Genomic DNA, 18,511 nt, shown 5'->3' with positions numbered 1-18,511 from the left:
CCTGAGCAGGGAGCCGGTTTTCGCAAAAGATCATGCTTAAACAAAGAGATAGCGCCTCATCCCGATTCCATCGGGATGGAAAAGTCTCTAGACATCTCGCTGCAGAGCAACAAGCCTCGCGGCCAGCGCTTCGGACCGCTGTCGAGCTTCGCTGAGGAAGGCGACATGACAGTAGGCGCATGCTGTCACGCCCAAAAACAGTACAAGGCTGTTTTTCAAGGTGAAATCGACCATTAGTTGGAACGGAAGACCGCCGGGTACGGTGAATGAGGCGATCGTGCTTGCTGTTTCGGAATGGCTGGTGACCGCGATCATCACCCCGGCGAAAAGCAGGGCGACGTGATTGGCAAGGAAGAAGGCGGCCGACTTTCTTGTCCGACACGCCATCCAGCAAACGGTCGAAGCGGCGGCGAGGATGGAGGCATCAAGGACCATCGACCCCCCGAGATAAAGATCAACCTGCTGCCAGAACATCGTCGACAGGGGCCTTAGTTCAAGCCAAATTCGCCACATTGTCGGACTGGCGGGATAGGCTCCTAGCAAGAAAGCTGCCATACGCTCCCCTGCCAGAATCAGCAGGATCAGAGCTGGGAAGGCAAAGAGCATTATCGACTTGCGCTTCATGTCACCCTCGGCAATCTGGCATTCAAGATAGATTGCAGAGGTTGCGCGAGGATTAACGGAGCGTTGGTGGTCCTGCGGCAGTGCAGCCAGCTGCGCATGGCAGCCTGCAAATCAGCAAGAGCCATCCGTGGATAGCGCACCCATCAGTTGTTTTGGCTGAGCACGAGCGTCACCACCTTCGGCTCGGCTCGTTGCAGACATCGTTCCGGAATATTGGGCCACGTCGCCTTGGCGCATCCGTCGTTTGCGACCGGCGCCGGCTTAACCGAGAGTTCTGCTTTGCGGGCTTCTTCGGCGGTCGACAAGAATACCTGCGTAGCGAGCGCAGTCGCCATGGATACCTGGACGAAGATAAGGGCGTAGGCAAACCGTCTGATCATCCGATCGAAACGCTCAATACGCGAACTGGTTCCAACCTCGCTCCGCGCCGGTGTAAACTCGATCACGATTCTTGCGCTTCTGCGCCTGTTGGTCATCGGCCGCCCTGAAAGTGCAGACCTTCGTCAATCCCCTGGCAACGGACATCTCGGAAGAGCTGAATTCCGCCCTGTTGAGTGTAGGAAAAAGACTTATATACGCGTCGATACCACTGCAATCGGATCGGCCGCGGTCCGAAAGCTGGTTTGACAATCTGGGAATAAAGCCTTTGATATCAATGACGGCAATCGAGCGTTTGACAGCCTAAGCACTGGAACGGCCACAGCTGTTCCAGAACGGCTCAGCGTGGAATAGAATGCCGACCCGGCCCTTTGCTGGAAGGCCGCAGACGAGCGAAAAGGGCGAATGGCGACCACGGAACTGCGACAGCCGGGAAATGGCGGCGTGAGCGATCGCTTGACGCGCACGCTGAAGGCAATGCCGCGTGCCTGGAACCGGTTCTGGCGCCTGGTAGCGCTCTATATGCCCAAGCGGCTCTATGCCCGCTCCCTGATCATCGTCATCGCGCCGATGATCCTGCTACAATCGGTCGTCGCCTTTGTCTTCATGGAACGCCACTGGCAGACCGTGACGCAGCGCCTGTCGCAGGCCACCGTGCGCGACATCGCCGCGATCATCGACCTGATCGAGACCTATCCGCACGACGCCGACTACGCCAATGTCATCCGCATTGCCCAGGATCGTATGCAGCTGAAGGTCGACCTGCTGCCGCCCGATCCGCTGCCGGCGCCCGGTCCAAAGCCGTTTTTCTCGATTCTGGACGATGTTCTCTCAACCGAGATCACCCGCCAGATCAACCGTCCGTTCTGGATCGACACGGTCGGCAATTCCAACATCGTCGAGGTCCGCGTCCAGCTCGAGGGCAAGGTGCTGCGCGTCTTCGTGCGCCGCAGCCAGGCCTATGCCTCGAACACTCATATCTTCCTGATCTGGATGGTCGGCACCTCGCTGGTGCTGCTGATGATCGCCATCCCCTTCCTGCGCAACCAGATCCGGCCGATCCTTACCCTGGCCGAGGCCGCCGAGAGTTTTGGCAAGGGCCGACCGATGCCGCGCGATTTCCGCCCGCGCGGGGCCGAGGAGGTTCGCCGCGCCGGCTTTGCCTTCATCCAGATGCGCGAGCGCATCGAACGCCAGCTCGAGCAGCGCACCGCCATGCTGACCGGTGTCAGCCATGATCTGCGAACCATCCTGACCCGCTTCAAATTGCAGCTGGCGCTGACCGGCGGCAAAGCCGAGACCAAGGCAGCGCTCGATCAGGACATCGACGACATGCAGTCGATGCTGGAGGGCTATCTCGCCTTCGCGCGCGGCGAGGCATCGGAAGACGCCGGCCGTTTCGATCTCGAGGCCTATTTCCAGAAGCTCGGCGAGGAGGCGACGCTGCACAGGCGCAAGCTGTCGACCGTGCTTGCCGGCGATCCGGATGTGCATGTGCGGCCCCACGCTTTCGCCCGGCTGCTGTCAAACGTCGTCGGCAATGCCTTCCGCTATGCCAAGACCGTCGAGATCACCGCCAACCACGGCCGCGGCTCACTTCTCGTCACCATCGATGATGACGGTCCGGGCATTCCAGCCGAAAAACGCGAACACGTGTTCAAGCCTTTCGTGCGCCTTGACGAAGCCCGCAACCTCGACGCCAGCGGCACCGGGCTTGGCCTGTCCATCGCCCGCGACATTGCCCGCAGCCATGGCGGCGACATCACGCTTGACGACAGCCCGCTCGGCGGTTTGCGGGCGGTGATCAAGGTCCCCGCCTAGCTGCACCAGGTACGAGGCTTCATCCGCCCGTCATGAAACCATGGTGAAGAGCGCGCATGAAGCGCGCGACCACTCTTGATTCGGCCTTGCCGCCTCACTTTGATCCCGTGCCCGCCCGGGTGCGCTGGAGCGAAGCGAGGGCAGCAAGCTGGTCGCCGTTCCGGCATCGTTTCAAGGCAACCATCGACCTTTCAAGCAAAGGGCCGCCATGCGCATATTGATGGTCACCGACGCCTGGCGCCCGCAAGTCAACGGCGTCGTCCACACGCTGGAACGGCTCACCGAAACGCTGAAATCCTTCGACGTCTCGGTTGATTTCCTGACGCCGAACATCTTTCGCACGCTGCCTTTGCCGACCTATCCGGATATAAGGCTGGCACTGACCACGCCGGGCAATGTTTCGCGCCTGATCGAGGCGCGCAAGGCAGACCATATCCACATCGTCACCGAGGGACCGCTCGGCATCATGGCGCGGCGCTACTGCCGCCACGCCGGCCGGCCGTTCACGACCAGCTATCACACGCGCTTTCCCGAATATCTCAGCGCACGACTGCCGGTCCCCGAAAGCTGGGCCTATCGCTGGCTGCGCGACTTCCACAATTCCGGACAGGGCACGCTGGTCGCCACCCAGTCGCTGGCCGACGATCTTGCGGCGCGCGGTTTCACCAAGCTCAGGCCATGGACGCGTGGCGTCGACACAGATCACTTTCGGCCGGAGAAGAGGAAAGACCTTGGATTTCCCGGCCCGATCTTCCTCTGCGTCGGCCGCGTCGCCATCGAGAAGAACCTGACCGCATTCCTCGACCTCGACCTGCCGGGCAGCAAGGTGATCGTCGGCGAAGGGCCGGAACTGGCAAAACTCAAGGCCAGATATCCGCAAGCGCATTTCCTCGGCCACCGTCCCAATGACGAATTGGCGGAAATCTATGCCTCGGCCGATGTCTTCGTCTTTCCAAGCCGCACCGACACGTTCGGCAACGTCATCATCGAGGCGCTGGCCAGCGGCACGCCGGTCGCCGCCTATCCGGTGACAGGGCCGATCGACATCGTCGGCGACGGCATTGGCGGGGCGGTGTCGAACGACCTGCGCGAAGCGTCACTCACCGCGCTCAACGTCGACCGCGCCGAAGCGCGCCAGCGTGCCTTGCGCTACAGCTGGAATGCTTGCGCGGAAATGTTTCTCGACACGGTCGAGGAAGCGCTGGGGATGCCGCGGAAACTTGCAGCCTGATAGATTTCGCGGTGGGATGTATTGGGATTCAGGTTAACCGAGCCGAGAATGGTGACACCAGTAACCGGAGCGGAGCATACTTTTGGTATGTGAGCAGTGCAAGCACAGTTCCTTTCGTGAGCTTGTGCGACAGTTCCTTGCAGTGCATTATTCCGCATCTGTAGTTCCCTGCGGGATTGACGCCGATATCAACGCCGGACGAATTGCCTGCCGTATCGCCGAAGCGTCGCGTCTTGCGCATCAGCAAGACCGTTGCGAGGGTGTTCGACTATTGCCGTGCGAATGCCTGGCCACTCTTCGTGGCCGCCTGGTTTCCCTGCTTTCTGACGACGCTCTGTCTGACGGTGCTTGCTCTCATCCTTTTTGCCGACCCGGGGCAGGCGCCCACCTGGCTTCTATCGCGAGGCTTTGACCCCAGGACTTGGCTTTCTCCGATTGTTGCCGCGCCGTTCTCGGCGATGGTCCTTGCGTTCGTTCTGGACCGTATGGCAAACGCGCCCGAGCACGGCCGTGTCGTTGTTTCGCGCGGCGTTGAAAGTGTCAAACGCTTCGCTATCCCGGGCCTGCGCTTCGAGCTCGGCCGGCGGATCCTCCTGGCTGCGTTGCTTCTCGCGGCCATCCAGCTTCTATGCGGCTTTGCGGTCGACGGCGAGCACCGACTGCTTATTGCCGGCCTGCTGGCCACACGTGACCTGCCGCTCAACCCCGAGGACGTCGCGCCTTGGGCGTCGGCGATGGGAGTCTTCAACGTGTTCGCGGGTGGTTTCGTACTTGCCTGCACATATCTCTTTGTCGGCGACTTTCTCTGGACGGGATCTTTTGATCCAATCGGGTGCTGGCGTGCGCTCGACGGCAATCATCTGCGCTTCGTCGCCATAATGTTCATCGTTTTCGCATTAGTTGCCATACTCAAATACGGGCTGGTCCTGGCCGCAGCCTTGATCCTGATTCCCGGGGATGGCGCGTCGCCCTTGAACCTTATGCTGATGCATTTCGGTCTAGCCTGGCCGTTCGACGTCCTGCATCTCGTGCTCTCAGCCGCAACGGTCGGAACCATTCTCGGCGCGTTTCGGCCCCCAGCCATCGCTTCAATCCGGCCGGCTGCGGCGTGATGGCGCCTGCCGCGACTTCTGAGCAGCGGCAGGCTGCTCGCTAGAACAGGCGACCGCCGTCGGGCACTTTGCGCTCGATCGCGCCAAGCACGACGGCGCCCTCCTCGTCGGGAAAGCCGAGCGTCAGCACTTCCGACATGAACGGCCCGATCTGGCGCGGCGGAAAATTGACCACGGCGAACACCTGCCGGCCGATCAGCGTTTCCGGCGCATAGTATTTGGTGATCTGCGCCGACGACTTCTTGATGCCGATGTCAGCGCCGAAATCGATCTTCAGCTTGAATGCCGGCTTGCGCGCCTCGGGGAACGGCTCGGCTTCAACGATCGTGCCGGCACGAATGTCGACACGGTCGAAATCGGCAAAGCTGATCTCGGGCTTGCGCGCGCTGCTCGAACTCATCGCAGGTTCTGGCTCAGGCGTTTCCGTAGGTCTCGAACAGCACGCCGGCCAGCGCGTCCTTGGCCGATGTTCCCGACCAGACGACGAACTGGAATGCCTGGAAATAGCATTCGCAGGCTTCCAACGCCGACGACAAAAGCACCTCGACCTGCTGGCTCGACGGCTCGACTCCGCCGGCCAGCAGCAGCGACTGGCGGAACATGATCGCGCCTTCCTGCTCCCAGAGGTCGAAATGGCCGAACAGCATCTGCTCGTTGATCAGCGACAACAGCCGCATCACCTCAAGAGCGCGTGCCTCCGGCACCTTGATGTCAAAAGCGCAGGCCAGATGCAGCGCTTCGAAATCCTCCATCCAGGAGAATGAGACATGGTAGTCGGTCCAGCTTCCGGCAACCGAAATCGAAATCTCGTCATCACCGGCCCGCTCGAAGGACCAGTCGTTGTTGTGCGCCACCTGCTCGATGACATCCACCGGATGGATTTCGCGGGAGAATTCGAGTTCGAGAAGTTCCATGGAATGCTTCCTGTCGTTCTGGGAGCGCCACCACACGCTCCGCGGGAGAGGCACACACAACGAACAATCGTGTCTAGAACTCGGACGGCCGGGACTTCATCAACGCAAAGACCCCAGACCGGACCCCACCGCCCGGCGCATGACCCTGCTCCGAATCATGCAACAAATTCAGTCTATTGATCGGGAGTCGCGTGAACAGCCCAATTTTTCGCACTGCGTCATTCGCATGTGGAAAGGCGCTGTCACAAAGATTCATGCAATGCCGGTAAGCGATTCACGGCAAAGCGCTTTTTCGGATTGTGCTTTGTGGAAAAGTTAACGATTATTTTTTTGGTTTCGGCTTGGCCGCCGCCGCCGGTGCGGCCTGTCCGGTCAATTCGGCAAGCTTGGCCTCTAGCGCTTCGATGCGGGCAGCCAGGCGGGTGTTTTCCTCGCGCGCCTTGGCAGCCATGTCGCGGGCGGCCTCGAACTCCTCGCGCTGCACCACATCCATTGTGTTGAGGATGCGCTCGGCCTGCCCCTTGAAGGCTGTCTCCACCTCGCGCCGTACCCCTTGCGCGGCACCGGCGGCGTCGGTCATCAACTTGGCGAATTCATCGAGAATGCGGTTCGGTCCGGTCGACATGGCAAATCCTCGCTTGCTCGAATTCACGTAGTGGCGCGCAGCGCGGAATGCAAGAACGTTGCGGTGGCTGCGGCATCAAGTCAGATGCGATTTGATCTGCCGAGCCAATAGCTGGTATCAGCACAAGAAGAGTTTTTGGGAGTGTGCGATGGCCATCCGTGCGGATTTGGACGAGCGTCTTGCCGCGCTCGACGCAGCGCTTGCCAGAGGCATCAGCGATGCCAACGCCGGGCGAGCAAAGCCAGCCGAAAACGTGCTTGATCGCCTGGGGGCCAAATACAAGGCATTGGCCGCAGCTAAGCGCTGAGGCGGCAGTACAGGCAGGATAGCCTGCTTCCTAGAGCCGTTTTTGCCGCGTCGACCTTGCCTTGACCCTGCCAAAACCCTGCCGCATGGTCCGCGCCCAAACGCGATCGCAATCGAGAGTTCCCCGTTGAACGAATATTTCCTGCTGCCACTGGCCTCCCTGCCCTTCCCCAACATCAACCCGATCCTCATCCAGATCGGGCCACTGGCGGTGCACTGGTATGGCATCGGCTACATTGTCGGCATCCTGTTTGCCTGGTGGTATGCCAAGCGGCTCGTCACCAACTCAAAGCTGTGGCCCGATGGCGTCCTGCCGATGAAGCCCGTGGATCTCGACGACTTCATCGTCTGGGCGGCCATTGGCGTGGTGCTGGGCGGCCGCGTCGGCTACGTGCTGTTTTACGATCTGTCGCGCTACATCGCCCACCCGCTCGACATCGTTGCCGTCTGGCAAGGCGGCATGTCGTTCCACGGCGGTCTGCTCGGCGTCATTATCGCCATGACGCTGTTTTCCCGGATGCGCGGCATCCGCACCTGGTCACTGTTCGACGTGGTGGCGGCCGGCGTGCCGGTTGGGCTGGGCCTTGTGCGCGTCGCGAATTTCATCAACTCCGAACTCTGGGGCCGGGTGACAGACGTGCCGTGGGCCGTCGAATTCCCAAATGGCGGACCGTTTTCGCGCCATCCGAGCCAGATCTATGAGGCGCTGCTCGAGGGGTTGGTGCTGTTTCTCGTCTTGCGCATCCTCACCCATTCGCGCCTCAAGCTGAAGACACCGCGCTTCGTCGGCGGTGCCTTCATCTGCGGCTATGGCCTGTCGCGTATCTTCGTCGAATTCTTCCGTGAGCCCGACCAGCAGCTCGGCTATCTCCTCGGCACCGACTGGCTGACCATGGGCATGATCCTCTCGCTGCCGATGGTGCTTGTCGGCATCTGGGCGATGGCGACGGCCAGGCAGGTGCCACAGCCGCAGCCGGCATGACACGGCTGAAAGCCCGCATCGTCGACCTGATCGGCGCGGTAGGGCCTATCCCCGTCAACGAGTACATGGCGCTCTGCCTGTTCGATCCTGACGATGGCTACTATACGACGCGCGAGCCTTTCGGTGCTGCCGGCGATTTTGTCACCGCGCCCGAGATCAGCCAGATGTTTGGCGAGCTTGTTGCCGTCTGGTTCTACCAGGCCTGGCAGGCGATCGGCCGGCCGGCGCCGGTCACCGTCGCAGAGATCGGCCCCGGTCGCGGCACGCTGATGAAGGACATGCTGCGCACTTTCTCGCGGCTCGATCCGGCGCTCACCGCCGGCGCATCCTTCGCCATGATCGAGACCAGCCCGAGATTGTCCGAAATCCAGAAGCAGACGCTTGCCGGGACTGCCGCCAGGATCGACTGGCACGAAACCATCGACACGCTGCCAAAGGCGCCGCTGCTCATCGTCGGCAATGAATTGTTCGACGCGGTCCCCATCCGCCAGTTCATCCGTGCCGGCACCGGCTGGCGCGAACGGGTGATCGGCCTCGACGACGCCGATGAATTGCGTTTCTTCGCCGGCGTCGGTTCGGTCGATGCCACATTGTTGCCGAACGACGCCGGGAATGCGCCGCAAGGCGCGATTGTCGAGATCGCGCCCGCCCGCGCTGCCTTGATGGCAGCCATCGCCGAGCGATTGGCCGAGCACGGCGGGGCTGGCCTGTTCATCGACTACGGCCATCTCAAGCCTGGCGTCGGCGACACATTGCAGGCCTTGCGCAAACACGATTACGAAGATGTGCTGGCCAATCCGGGCGAAGCCGATCTCACCGCCCACGTCGATTTCGCCGCCTTAGCCAGGATTGTTCGGACGCACGGCCTCGATGCACAGCTCACCACACAGGGCGAATTCCTGCTTGGCATGGGCCTGATCGAGCGAGCCGGGCTGCTCGGCGCGCAGGCGAATGAACAGTCGCGACACGCCATTGCCGACGCCGTCGAGCGACTGGCCGGCCCCGACGCCATGGGGGAGCTTTTCAAGGTGCTGAAAATCCAGCCGAAGGCAGTCGGCTAGAGCATGATCCCGAAAAATGGAATCCAGTTTTCGGAAAAGATCATGCTCAAACAAAGGGATACAGCCATCAATCGGCTGACCATCCTTAGAGGTCGTTTACAAGCCGTCCCGCCACGCCGCCGAGATAGGTGTCCCAGAGATAATCCGACATCAGCCGGCGGTGGCGCTGCGTACTGATCAGGTCCCCGTATGAGGCGCCGCCAATATGGAAGAAGCTGTCGCCGAGCATGCGGTGGTCGACGTCTACGCCACCTAGCCCCAGCCTGACCATCGTCTTTCCAACGTCGGCGATGTTGCCTTCGTCCAACCTGTCACGAAGCATTGGCCAATTGCCGCCGCCAGTGTCCAGCCCGGTCTCGAAGCGAGGCGTGAAATCGAGATCGAGATCTTCCACCACCGCATAGCGAAAGAAGCAAAGTCCCGCCCAGAAATACCACCCTTCATGGCCTCTCTTGGCAGGATATCTGGCGCCAAAGGCCGCTTTGCCCTGCATTCGCCAGGGTATGTCGATCGCAACGATCGGCAGGCAATCATGATCCAGATAGCCAAACAGCTCTGGCCTCAGATGACGAACGATGTTGTGGAACACCCAGTTCATCGAGGTGCCATGCGACCGGTTGGGGTTCCATTCCGGGTTTCGCGGCAAGCCGAAATAGGCAATGCCTCGCGCCCGGCAAACGGTCTCGATCGCCTGTCGTGCCGCGCGGTTTGACGAATTGTCGACAACGACAAGCGTCATGTCGGTCGAATAGGTCAGCCAGGCCTTGGCTAGCGCATCGATGACCCAGGGCGTGTTGAAGGCAATGGCAAAGCAATAGTGCCGCGAGCCGGTCTGCCGCAATGTTTCAGCGAATTTGAGCCCCGAAGCCACATCCCGCGAGCGAAAATAGCCTTCCACCAGCGCGTTGCGGAAATCCTTCGCTTTGCGCACGCGGCGGTTCTGATGAATCCGGCGGATCAGGCTCTTGAGTGGTTTCCAGGCCATTGACACTTTCGCCGGAACCCAAACCGTCTGGTCCGTCGATCACTGCCTATAGTCGAAGGCCGGCTTTTCGCCAAGCCGGCGAGGCCGCCGGACATGGCGTCTGGCTGCCTTTGTCCAGGGTCTGGTCCGGCACTCGCCTTGAACTTCGCCTTGACGAAATCGCTGGCGCGGACAACAACGCGTCCATGCTGAATCAGACCAAGCCGGATCCCGTTCGGTCGCCCTTGCTGGAGAATGCGCGCGCGCAAGGCATCCGTCACGGCTATTTCACACGCGTTGGCGGCGTCTCCAGCGGCATCTATCAGGGTCTCAACATCGGCACGGGCTCGAACGACGACCAGACGCTGGTTGCCGAGAACCGCCGCCGTGTCGCCGACTGGATGGGCGTTCCGGCAAACCATTTGCTGACCGCTCACCAGATCCATTCACCGGATGTCGTCATTGCCCGCGAGCCCTTTGCCGGCGAGCGGCCCAGGGCCGACGCCGTCGTCACCGACCGGCCAGGTATCGCCGTCGGCGCCTCGACAGCCGATTGCGGACCAATCCTGTTCGCGGATGCCGAGGCGCGCATCATCGGCGCCGCACACGCCGGCTGGAAGGGCGCTTTCACTGGGGTGCTCGAAAACACGGTTCGCGCGATGGAAGGCCTCGGCGCCCGCCGCGAGCGGATTGTCGCCGTGCTCGGCCCTTCCATCGGCCCCGAGAACTACGAGGTCGGACCGGAATTCGTCGCCCGCTTTGTCGACGCGGATGCCGAAAACATCAACTATTTCACACCCTCGGCAAATCCAGGGCATGCGATGTTCGACCTCAACCTCTATACGGTCGACAGGCTCAACAAGGCCGGCGTGACCGCAGAAGGCCTCGGCCGCTGTACCTATGCTGAGGAAGAGCTTTTTTACTCCTACCGGCGCACCACGCACCGGAAGGAACCGGACTATGGGCGACAGGTTTCGGCAATCGTTTTGGAGAAAGAGTGATGGCGCTGCATTTCGAACGGCCGGAATTTGACGCGCGGCGCGATCGTCTGATGATCGAACTCGCCGAGAAGAAGCTCGACGCSRTGCTGCTSTTYGCYCAGGARAGCATGTACTGGCTSACCGGCTACGACACGTTCGGCTTCTGCTTCTTCCAGTGCCTGGTGGTGAAAGCCGATGGGTCGATGGTCCTGCTCACCCGCTCGGCCGATCTGCGCCAGGCGCGCCACACCTCGATCATCGACAACATCGTGCTGTGGACCGACCGGGACGGTGCCAATCCGGCGGTCGACCTGCGCAATTTGCTCAATGAACTCGGCCTGCTCGGCGCCCGCATCGGCGTCGAATACGACACGCACGGCCTGACTGCCTACAATGGCCGTCGCCTCGATGAACAGTTGCAGACCTTTGGCCAGATCGCCGACGCCTCCGGCATCGTCGGCCGGCTGCGGCTGTTCAAGAGCCCGGCCGAAATCACCAAGGCTGAAAAGGCTGCAAATCTTTCGGACGATGCGCTCGATGCGGCCCTGCCGCTGATCAAGCAGGGTGGCGACGAAGCCTTGATCCTGGCCGCCATGCAGGGCGCGATCTTTGCCGGTGGCGGCGACTATCCGGCCAACGAGTTCATCATCGGCTCCGGTGTCGACGCGCTGCTGTGCCGCTACAAGGCCGGCCGCCGCAAACTCACCAAGAACGACCAGCTGACGCTCGAATGGGCCGGCGTCTTCCACCACTATCATGCGCCGATGATGCGCACCGTGCTGACCGGCAAGGTGTCGAAGCGTCACCAGGAGCTTTTCGATGCCGCCCGCGCTGCAATTCTTGCCGTCGAAAAGGCGATGACGCCGGGCAACACCTTTGGCGACGTCTTCGATGCCCATGCCCGCACGCTCGAGGCCCACAATCTGACCAAGCACCGGCTGAACGCTTGCGGCTATTCGGTTGGCGCTCGCTTCACCCCGTCCTGGATGGACATGCCGATGTTCTACCAGGGCAATCCCGAGCCGATCGCGCCCAACATGACGCTGTTTGCCCACATGATCATCATGGACTCCGAAACCGAGACGGCGATGACGCTTGGCCGCACCTATCTGACCACCGAATCGCAGCCGAAGCCGCTTTCGCGCCATGATCTCGACTTGATCGTACAGTGAATCCATAATGGCAGGAATGCGGAGGGCGTTCAGCGCCAAGGAGTTTTCAGGCAAATGAGACGATCGCATGTGACGACCGTGTCATTGCTCGCCGCACTGGCGCTGGCTGCCTGCACCAATGCCAAGGACGTCCTCGAGCCTTCGGCCATCGCCCCGCCAACGACCTTGACACAGACGGTGCCGGCAGCACCGGGCAGTGCTGCAGCCGCCACTCCGGCGCCTTCGTCGCCCGCCACTGCTGCTCAGACCCCAACCACACCGGCCCAGAGTGCGGCCATCCTGTCGAAGACGCGGCTGCAGGTGGCGCCGATCGTCGGCGCCTCGGTGGAAGCCGCAACGCCGTTGACGGCGGAACTTCAGACGCGCGCCAGGCAGCGCGGCATCACGCTTGCCGGCAGCGCCGACCAGACCGCCACGCATGTGCTGAAGGGCTATTTCTCGACGATGACGGAAGGCAAGGACACCACCGTCATCTATGTCTGGGATGTCTATGACCCCGCGGGCAACCGGCTGCACCGCATCAACGGCCAGCAGAAATCCCCCTCGGTCAGTGGCGGCGAAGGCTGGGCGGCGGTCGCGCCGGCAACCATGCAGGCGATCGCCGACCAGACGATCGACCAGTTCGCCGCATGGCTTGGCGGCGCCGCCGGCTGATCGGCGTGTTGCCGGCTTTCGTCAGTGTTGACGTTTTTGAGATTAGCCGGCGGATTCCCGATCACGAGGCTTGCAATACCGGCGCGGCCCGCTAAAAGCCCGGTTAAGAGGCTCTTGAGAGTCTGCTAGGTCTCTCCATCCTTCACCAGGAACGGTGCATGAAGCTCTTCGCGGGCAATTCCAACAGGGTGCTGGCCGAAGCGGTCGCCCGCTACCTCAATGTCCCGCTGGGCAAAGCCAGCGTCAGGCGCTTCGCCGATCAGGAAATCTTCGTCGAAATCCAGGAAAACGTGCGCGGCGAGGATGTCTTCATCCTGCAGTCCACCTCTTTCCCGACCAACGATCACCTGATGGAACTGCTCATCATGATCGATGCCTTCATGCGCTCGTCTGCAAAGCGCATCACCGCGGTCATCCCCTATTTCGGCTATGCTAGGCAGGACCGCCGCGCCTCCGGCCGCACACCGATCTCGGCCAAGCTGGTCGCCAACATGATCACCCGCGCCGGCGTCGATCGCGTGCTGACGCTCGATCTCCATGCCGGCCAGATCCAGGGCTTTTTCGACATCCCGACCGACAATCTGTTCTCGGTGCCGGTCATGGCCCGCGACGTGAAGGCAAAATACAAACAGCTTGCCAATGTCGTCGTCGTCTCGCCCGATATTGGCGGCGTGGTGCGGGCCCGCGCGCTGGCCAAGCGCTTCGACGCACAACTCGCCATCGTCGACAAGCGCCGCGAGCGGCCGGGCGAATCCGAAGTCATGAACATCATCGGCGCGGTCGCCGGCAAGGATTGCCTGCTCATCGACGACATCGTCGATTCCGGCGGCACGCTTTGCAACGCCGCGGACGCGCTGCTTGCCAATGGCGCCACCAGCGTCACCGCCTACATCACCCACGGCGTTTTGTCGGGCGGCGCCTGTGCCCGTATCGCCGGCTCGAAGCTGCAGGAACTGGTGATCACCGATTCCATCCAGCCGACGCAAGCCGTTCTTGACGCCCACAACATCCGCGTTATTTCGATCGCCGACCTGATGGGCGAAGCGATCTCGCGCACCGCGACCGAGGAATCGGTGTCGAGCCTGTTCGACTAGAGCGTCGGACCCTCAAGCAGAGCCGGCCCGCTTTTCCGCCGCATGCCTTCGCCGGCATCGCGCGCGCCGCGCATGTAGCCGCGCGGTGACGCCCCCAGCATGCGCTTGAACATGGTGATGAAGGCCGGCACGCTGTCATAGCCGAGATCGAGCGCCACCCTGGTGATCGGTTCGCCGTCGGCCAGCCGCGGCAGGGCCGCGAACAGACAGGCCTGCTGGCGCCATGTCGACAGCGACAAGCCGGTCTGGCGATGGAAGGCGCGGGTGAAGGAGCGGCGGCTCATGCCGACGATGTCGGCCCATTCGTCGATCGTCGCATGCGGCGAAGGTGCCGCGACAAAACGCCGGCATAGCGCTGCCAGCTTTGGATCGGACGGAAATGGCAGACCGAGCGGCCGTTCCGGCAGGTTCGGGATCTCATGCAGCAGGAGGTTCATGATCAGCCCGCCGCGCCCCTCCAGCTCGGCGCCTTGCGGCAGCTTCTCCGATTCCACGATCAGGCTGTGCATCAAATCGGTGATGCCGACGACGCGCAAACTATCCGGCAGCCCGGCGATCGCTTCCGGCATCACATAGACCGAGCGCATCGAGACATCGCCCAGCATCTCGACGGAATGCTCGATCCCCGCCGGGATCCACATGGCGTGATCGGGGGGCACCATCCAGCGCCCATGCCGCGTCGTCACCAGCACGACGCCGACCAGCGCATGCAGCAGCTGGCTGCGGCTGTGATGGTGTTGCGGCACATGGTAGCCGTCCGGATATTCGGTCGGCAACGCCACTGCCGGCCCGACAGCCTGCTCCAGCCACTGCCAGCGACTCTGATGCAGTCGGCCGAGCTCGGCGGCGTCGCCTCTGAAGATTTCCCTGCCATGCGGCATTGGCTATGGCCCACTTGCGAAACTATTGGACCAAACCACGAAAGAAGTCGCCTCGCAAGCAGCTTATAAGGCAACCGTCCCCCAAGGCGCTTCAGACGAGCGTCCTTAAGGCGGTCCGCAGGAGCGGCCGCCAAGCCTGCCCGCGGGTTAACACCCGCCAAAAAGACCTCGGAGCTTGCCTTGACCGATACGACAGCCACCAGCATTGCGCCGCCAGCCGGCGCCAGCCTCTCTTCAGCCCAGGCGACCGCCTTCACCGTCATCCTGGCGGTGAGCTTTTGCCATGGCATCAATGACATCATGCAGTCGCTGCTGCCGGCGATCTATCCGCTGCTGAAAGAGAATTACGGTCTCGATTTCTGGCAGATCGGTCTTTTGACCTTCACCTTTCAGGTAACGGCGTCGCTGCTGCAGCCGGTCATCGGCATGATCACCGACAAGCGACCGATGCCCTATTCCCTGCCCTACGGCATGGCTTCCTCGCTGATCGGCCTGATCGTGCTGGCCTATGCCGGCCACTATGCCCTGCTTCTGGTCGGTGCGTCGCTGATTGGCATCGGCTCGGCTATCTTCCACCCGGAATCCTCCCGCATTGCCCGGTTTGCCTCGGGCGGTCGCTTTGGCCTGGCGCAATCGCTGTTCCAGGTCGGCGGCAATTTCGGCCAGTCCATGGGACCGCTGCTCGCCGCCTTTATCGTCGTGCCGTTCGGCCAGACCAGCATTTCCTGGTTCGCCGTCGGCTCTCTGATCGGCATCATCGTCTTGTGGCGGGTCGGCGGCTGGTACAGCCGGATGCGCGCCGCGCAGGGTAACCGCAAAGCGGCAAGCTTCGTCTCGCCCTTCCCGCGCCGCAAGGTGATGGGAGCGCTGGCGGTGCTGACCTTGCTGGTGCTGACCAAGAACGCCTACATCGCCAGCCTGTCCAGCTACTACACCTTCTATTCCATTCATAAATTCGGCGTTTCGGTGCAGATGAGCCAGGTCATGCTGTTCCTGTTCCTCGGCGCCTCGGCGCTCGGCATCCTGCTCGGCGGCCCGTTCGGCGACCGCTATGGCCAGAAGGCGATGATCTGGTTCTCCATCGTCGGCGTGCTGCCGTTCACACTTGCCCTGCCCTACGCCAATTTCGAATGGACGATGGTGCTGACCGTGCTGATCGGCCTGATCCTGTCCTCGGCCTTCTCCAACATCGTCGTCTTTGCGCAGGAACTGGTGCCTGGGCGTGTCGGTACGATCGCCGGCATCTTCTTCGGCTTCGCCTTCGGCATGGGTGGCATCGCAGCTGCCGTGCTCGGCGTCATCGCCGACATGAAAGGCATCGATTTCGTCTTCCAGATCTGTTCGTATCTGCCGCTGCTCGGCCTGCTGACGGTGTTCCTGCCGAACATGAAGCAAGCCAGAAAGCTGGAGGCCGGCGCTGCCTGAATGCCTGAGCGGGCGGTTTACCACCCGCTCCTGAACGCGGTATCAAATCTCCGGGCGGAAACCCAAGGAGGTTGATCATGAGCAGTACTCAGACAGGCGTCGACATGAAGCTCGAGGCCGTCGTCATCCCTGTTTCGGACGTCGACCGCGCCAAGCGCTTCTACGGCGGCCTGGGGTGGCGGCTGGACGCCGACTTCCCCGTCGGCGACACGTTTCGGGTCGTGCAGTTCACGCCTCCGGGCTCACCGGCCTCGATCCACTTCGGCACCGGCCTCACGCCATCCGCGCCCGGCGCGGCACAAGGGCTTTATCTCATTGTGTCCGATATCGAAGCGGCGCGCGCCGAGCTTCTGGTGCGCGGCGCCAATCCCAGCGAAGTGTTCCACCGCGCGGGACCCGGACAGCCGCCGCTCAGTGGCAGGGATCCCGAGGGGCGCAGCTACTCCTCGTTCGCCACCTTCAAGGATCCGGACGGCAATGGCTGGCTGTTGCAGGAAATCACCGCGCGACTGCCCGGACGGGTGGACGCCGGCGACACCACATTCACCTCGTCGACCGAGCTTGCAGCCGCACTCCGGCGAGCCGCGGCCGCGCATGGCGAGCACGAGAATCGTACAGGCGGACAACGCGATGAGAACTGGCCCGACTGGTACGCCGAATACATGGTAGCCGAGCAGGCCGGTAAGCCGCTGCCGACCTGAACAGCGGCGGCGACGCCTTTGGCTTGCACCTCCGGCCGCCTTCCGCTATAGAGCCGCCACCCGCGTAGACACCCTTGGAGGCAACGCGGCGGAAGGCCGCCTCACCCGGCGGCTTTCGACGTTTACGGCCAGGCACATTGCTTGCCGCGAACGCTCCAGAACAAACCGAAAGGAAATGCCATGAGCCACGACACTTACGAGCTCAAGGCCGAAGCACGCGAACAGGTCGGTAAGGGGTCCGCCCGTGCAGTTCGCCGCAACGGTAAAGTGCCTGCAGTAATCTATGGTGACAAGCAGCCTCCCCTGGCTATCGCGCTCACCTACAAGGACATCTACTACAAGATCCACGGCGGCGGGTTTCTGACCACGATCGCCACGATCGATGTCGACGGCAAGAAGATCCAGGTCCTGCCGAAGGACTTCCAGCTCGACCCGGTCAAGGATTTCCCTGTTCATGTCGACTTCCTGCGCATCGGCAAGGACACCGAAGTCAATGTCGACGTGCCTGTCCACTTCATCAACGAAGACAAGTCGCCCGGCATCAAGCGCGGCGGCGTGCTCAACATCGTGCGTCACGAAGTCGAGTTCCACTGCCCGGCCAATGCGATCCCGGAATTCATCACCGTCGATCTCACCGGCGCCGACATCGGCGATTCGATCCACATCTCGGCAGTCACCCTGCCGGCCGGCGTCAAGCCGGTGATCTCCGACCGCGACTTCACCATCGCGACCATTGCCGGCTCGTCGGCGATGAAGCCGGAGGTCGAAGAGACGGCTGAAGTGGCAGCACCTGAAGCGGCAGCACCTGCCGCCGAAGAGAAGTAATATTCCGGCCCGGAGCTGACGATGCTTGTATTTGCAGGCCTCGGCAATCCGGGCGCGAAATATGCTGATAACCGGCACAATGTCGGCTTCATGGCGGCGGACGCAATTGCCCGCCGCCATTCCTTTTCGCCCTGGTCGAAGAAATTCCAGGGCCTGATCGCCGAAGGCACGCTTGCCGGCGAAAAAATCATCCTGATCAAGCCGCAGACCTTCATGAACCTGTCGGGACAAGCGGTTGGCGAAGCGCTGCGCTTCTACAAGCTTGGCCCTTCGGCGCTTACAGTCTTCTATGACGAGATCGACCTTGCCGCCGGCAAATTGCGGGTCAAGGTCGGCGGCGGATCCGGCGGCCATAACGGCATTCGCTCGCTCGACCAGCATGTCGGCAAGGACTATCGCCGCGTGCGCATCGGCGTCGGCCATCCCGGCGTCAAGGAAATGGTGCACGGCCATGTGCTTGGCGATTTCGCCAAGGCCGACCGCGACTGGCTGGACGTGCTGCTCGACGCCATCGCCGGCGACGCCGGACTGCTTGCCAAGGGCGACGACAATTCCTTCATGAACCGGGTGACGCTGGCGTTACGCGACAGGTTGACGCCGACCGGCGACGACGACAGCCCGCAGCCCAAGGCGCCGAAAGCCCCGGGCCCAAAGGCCCAAAGTCATGTCCGCCAAGCGCGGCCGCAGCAGCCGGCGGTCAAGCTGCCCGAGACTGGTCCGATGGCCGCGATGCTGAAGAAGCTGTTCGGCAAGGAGTGAAC

General features: G+C 62.1%; 21 protein-coding genes. 14 read left to right on the top strand and 7 right to left on the bottom strand.

The genetic code is table 11. From position 1 onward, the window contains the following. Positions 1–87 precede the first annotated feature (87 nt). Together AC1DXN_RS05095 and AC1DXN_RS05090 are read right to left on the bottom strand one after the other, a co-directional pair. Positions 88–624 carry a hypothetical protein gene (locus tag AC1DXN_RS05095; RefSeq protein ID WP_477272770.1) on the bottom strand — a complete coding sequence of 179 codons (537 nt, stop codon included), beginning with the start codon at positions 622–624 and terminating at the stop codon, positions 88–90. A 143-nt stretch (positions 625–767) separates the two neighbouring features. Next, positions 768–1,100 (bottom strand): hypothetical protein, encoded by a 333-nt coding sequence (locus AC1DXN_RS05090; RefSeq protein ID WP_477272772.1) that lies wholly within the window; start codon positions 1,098–1,100, stop codon positions 768–770. Between the two features lie 307 nt (positions 1,101–1,407). On the opposite strand from AC1DXN_RS05090, the gene AC1DXN_RS05085 reads away from it, so the two are divergent. The 3 genes from AC1DXN_RS05085 (at position 1,408) to AC1DXN_RS05075 (ending at position 5,166) form a co-directional block, all read left to right on the top strand. Then, a complete protein-coding gene (locus AC1DXN_RS05085) occupies positions 1,408–2,823 on the top strand; it encodes an ATP-binding protein (protein ID WP_477272774.1) in 1,416 nt (471 codons plus the stop codon). Between the two features lie 208 nt (positions 2,824–3,031). Continuing rightward, positions 3,032–4,054, top strand: coding sequence for a glycosyltransferase family 4 protein (locus AC1DXN_RS05080; RefSeq protein WP_477272776.1), 1,023 nt, complete (start codon positions 3,032–3,034; stop codon positions 4,052–4,054). A 233-nt stretch (positions 4,055–4,287) separates the two neighbouring features. After that, positions 4,288–5,166 carry a hypothetical protein gene (locus tag AC1DXN_RS05075; RefSeq protein ID WP_477272778.1) on the top strand — a complete coding sequence of 293 codons (879 nt, stop codon included), beginning with the start codon at positions 4,288–4,290 and terminating at the stop codon, positions 5,164–5,166. 40 nt (positions 5,167–5,206) lie between these two features. On the opposite strand, the gene AC1DXN_RS05070 is transcribed toward AC1DXN_RS05075, so the two are convergent. The 3 genes from AC1DXN_RS05070 to AC1DXN_RS05060 all read right to left on the bottom strand — a co-directional run bounded on the left by AC1DXN_RS05070 (position 5,207) and on the right by AC1DXN_RS05060 (position 6,705). Then, on the bottom strand, positions 5,207–5,566 hold the full coding sequence (locus tag AC1DXN_RS05070) for a tRNA-binding protein (protein WP_477272780.1): 360 nt from the start codon (positions 5,564–5,566) through the stop codon (positions 5,207–5,209). 13 nt (positions 5,567–5,579) lie between these two features. Beyond that, complete coding sequence (locus tag AC1DXN_RS05065) at positions 5,580–6,080, bottom strand: type III secretion system chaperone family protein (protein ID WP_006202532.1); 501 nt, start codon at positions 6,078–6,080, stop codon at positions 5,580–5,582. A 322-nt stretch (positions 6,081–6,402) separates the two neighbouring features. After that, positions 6,403–6,705 carry an accessory factor UbiK family protein gene (locus tag AC1DXN_RS05060; protein ID WP_477272782.1) on the bottom strand — a complete coding sequence of 101 codons (303 nt, stop codon included), beginning with the start codon at positions 6,703–6,705 and terminating at the stop codon, positions 6,403–6,405. Between the two features lie 148 nt (positions 6,706–6,853). On the opposite strand from AC1DXN_RS05060, the gene AC1DXN_RS05055 reads away from it, so the two are divergent. The 3 genes from AC1DXN_RS05055 (at position 6,854) to AC1DXN_RS05045 (ending at position 9,054) form a co-directional block, all read left to right on the top strand. Continuing rightward, entirely contained in the window at positions 6,854–7,012 is a 159-nt protein-coding gene (locus AC1DXN_RS05055) for a hypothetical protein (protein ID WP_477272784.1), read from the top strand. A 126-nt stretch (positions 7,013–7,138) separates the two neighbouring features. Beyond that, complete coding sequence (gene lgt / locus AC1DXN_RS05050; protein ID WP_477272785.1) at positions 7,139–7,993, top strand: prolipoprotein diacylglyceryl transferase; 855 nt, start codon at positions 7,139–7,141, stop codon at positions 7,991–7,993. After that, positions 7,990–9,054, top strand: coding sequence for a class I SAM-dependent methyltransferase (locus AC1DXN_RS05045; RefSeq protein WP_477272787.1), 1,065 nt, complete (start codon positions 7,990–7,992; stop codon positions 9,052–9,054). The genes lgt and AC1DXN_RS05045 overlap by 4 nt, the downstream gene beginning before the upstream one ends. An 85-nt stretch (positions 9,055–9,139) precedes the next feature. On the opposite strand, the gene AC1DXN_RS05040 is transcribed toward AC1DXN_RS05045, so the two are convergent. Then, positions 9,140–10,039: a hypothetical protein gene (locus AC1DXN_RS05040; RefSeq protein ID WP_477272789.1), complete on the bottom strand. Its 900-nt coding sequence runs from the start codon at positions 10,037–10,039 to the stop codon at positions 9,140–9,142. A 185-nt stretch (positions 10,040–10,224) separates the two neighbouring features. Between AC1DXN_RS05040 and pgeF the strand changes: the two genes are divergently transcribed. The 4 genes from pgeF to AC1DXN_RS05020 all read left to right on the top strand — a co-directional run bounded on the left by pgeF (position 10,225) and on the right by AC1DXN_RS05020 (position 13,918). Further along, on the top strand, positions 10,225–11,019 hold the full coding sequence (pgeF, locus tag AC1DXN_RS05035) for a peptidoglycan editing factor PgeF (protein WP_477272790.1): 795 nt from the start codon (positions 10,225–10,227) through the stop codon (positions 11,017–11,019). Then, a complete protein-coding gene (locus tag AC1DXN_RS05030; RefSeq protein ID WP_477421480.1) occupies positions 11,019–12,170 on the top strand; it encodes a M24 family metallopeptidase in 1,152 nt (383 codons plus the stop codon). Before pgeF ends, AC1DXN_RS05030 begins: the two co-directional genes overlap by 1 nt. Positions 12,171–12,224: 54 nt before the next feature. Beyond that, the gene (locus AC1DXN_RS05025) at positions 12,225–12,824 is read left to right on the top strand and encodes a hypothetical protein (RefSeq protein WP_477272794.1); all 600 of its coding nucleotides are present in this window, start codon (positions 12,225–12,227) and stop codon (positions 12,822–12,824) included. Positions 12,825–12,982: 158 nt separating this feature from the next. Next, complete coding sequence (locus tag AC1DXN_RS05020) at positions 12,983–13,918, top strand: ribose-phosphate pyrophosphokinase (RefSeq protein ID WP_477245476.1); 936 nt, start codon at positions 12,983–12,985, stop codon at positions 13,916–13,918. Here the strand turns inward: AC1DXN_RS05020 and AC1DXN_RS05015 are convergent. After that, the gene (locus AC1DXN_RS05015; protein ID WP_477272796.1) at positions 13,915–14,799 is read right to left on the bottom strand and encodes an AraC family transcriptional regulator; all 885 of its coding nucleotides are present in this window, start codon (positions 14,797–14,799) and stop codon (positions 13,915–13,917) included. The genes AC1DXN_RS05020 and AC1DXN_RS05015 overlap by 4 nt on opposite strands. Before the next feature lie 180 nt (positions 14,800–14,979). Between AC1DXN_RS05015 and AC1DXN_RS05010 the strand changes: the two genes are divergently transcribed. From AC1DXN_RS05010 to pth, 4 genes are all read left to right on the top strand, one after another. Further along, entirely contained in the window at positions 14,980–16,224 is a 1,245-nt protein-coding gene (locus tag AC1DXN_RS05010) for an MFS transporter (protein ID WP_477272798.1), read from the top strand. A 77-nt stretch (positions 16,225–16,301) separates the two neighbouring features. Then, a complete protein-coding gene (locus AC1DXN_RS05005) occupies positions 16,302–16,925 on the top strand; it encodes a VOC family protein (protein WP_477272800.1) in 624 nt (207 codons plus the stop codon). A 180-nt stretch (positions 16,926–17,105) separates the two neighbouring features. After that, positions 17,106–17,750 carry a 50S ribosomal protein L25/general stress protein Ctc gene (locus tag AC1DXN_RS05000; protein WP_477272801.1) on the top strand — a complete coding sequence of 215 codons (645 nt, stop codon included), beginning with the start codon at positions 17,106–17,108 and terminating at the stop codon, positions 17,748–17,750. Positions 17,751–17,771: 21 nt separating this feature from the next. After that, the gene (pth, locus tag AC1DXN_RS04995) at positions 17,772–18,509 is read left to right on the top strand and encodes an aminoacyl-tRNA hydrolase (RefSeq protein WP_477272803.1); all 738 of its coding nucleotides are present in this window, start codon (positions 17,772–17,774) and stop codon (positions 18,507–18,509) included. Positions 18,510–18,511 lie beyond the last annotated feature (2 nt).

This window comes from Mesorhizobium sp. P2_H9 (assembly GCF_056403215.1).
This window is presented reverse-complemented; position numbering and strand designations above follow the sequence as displayed.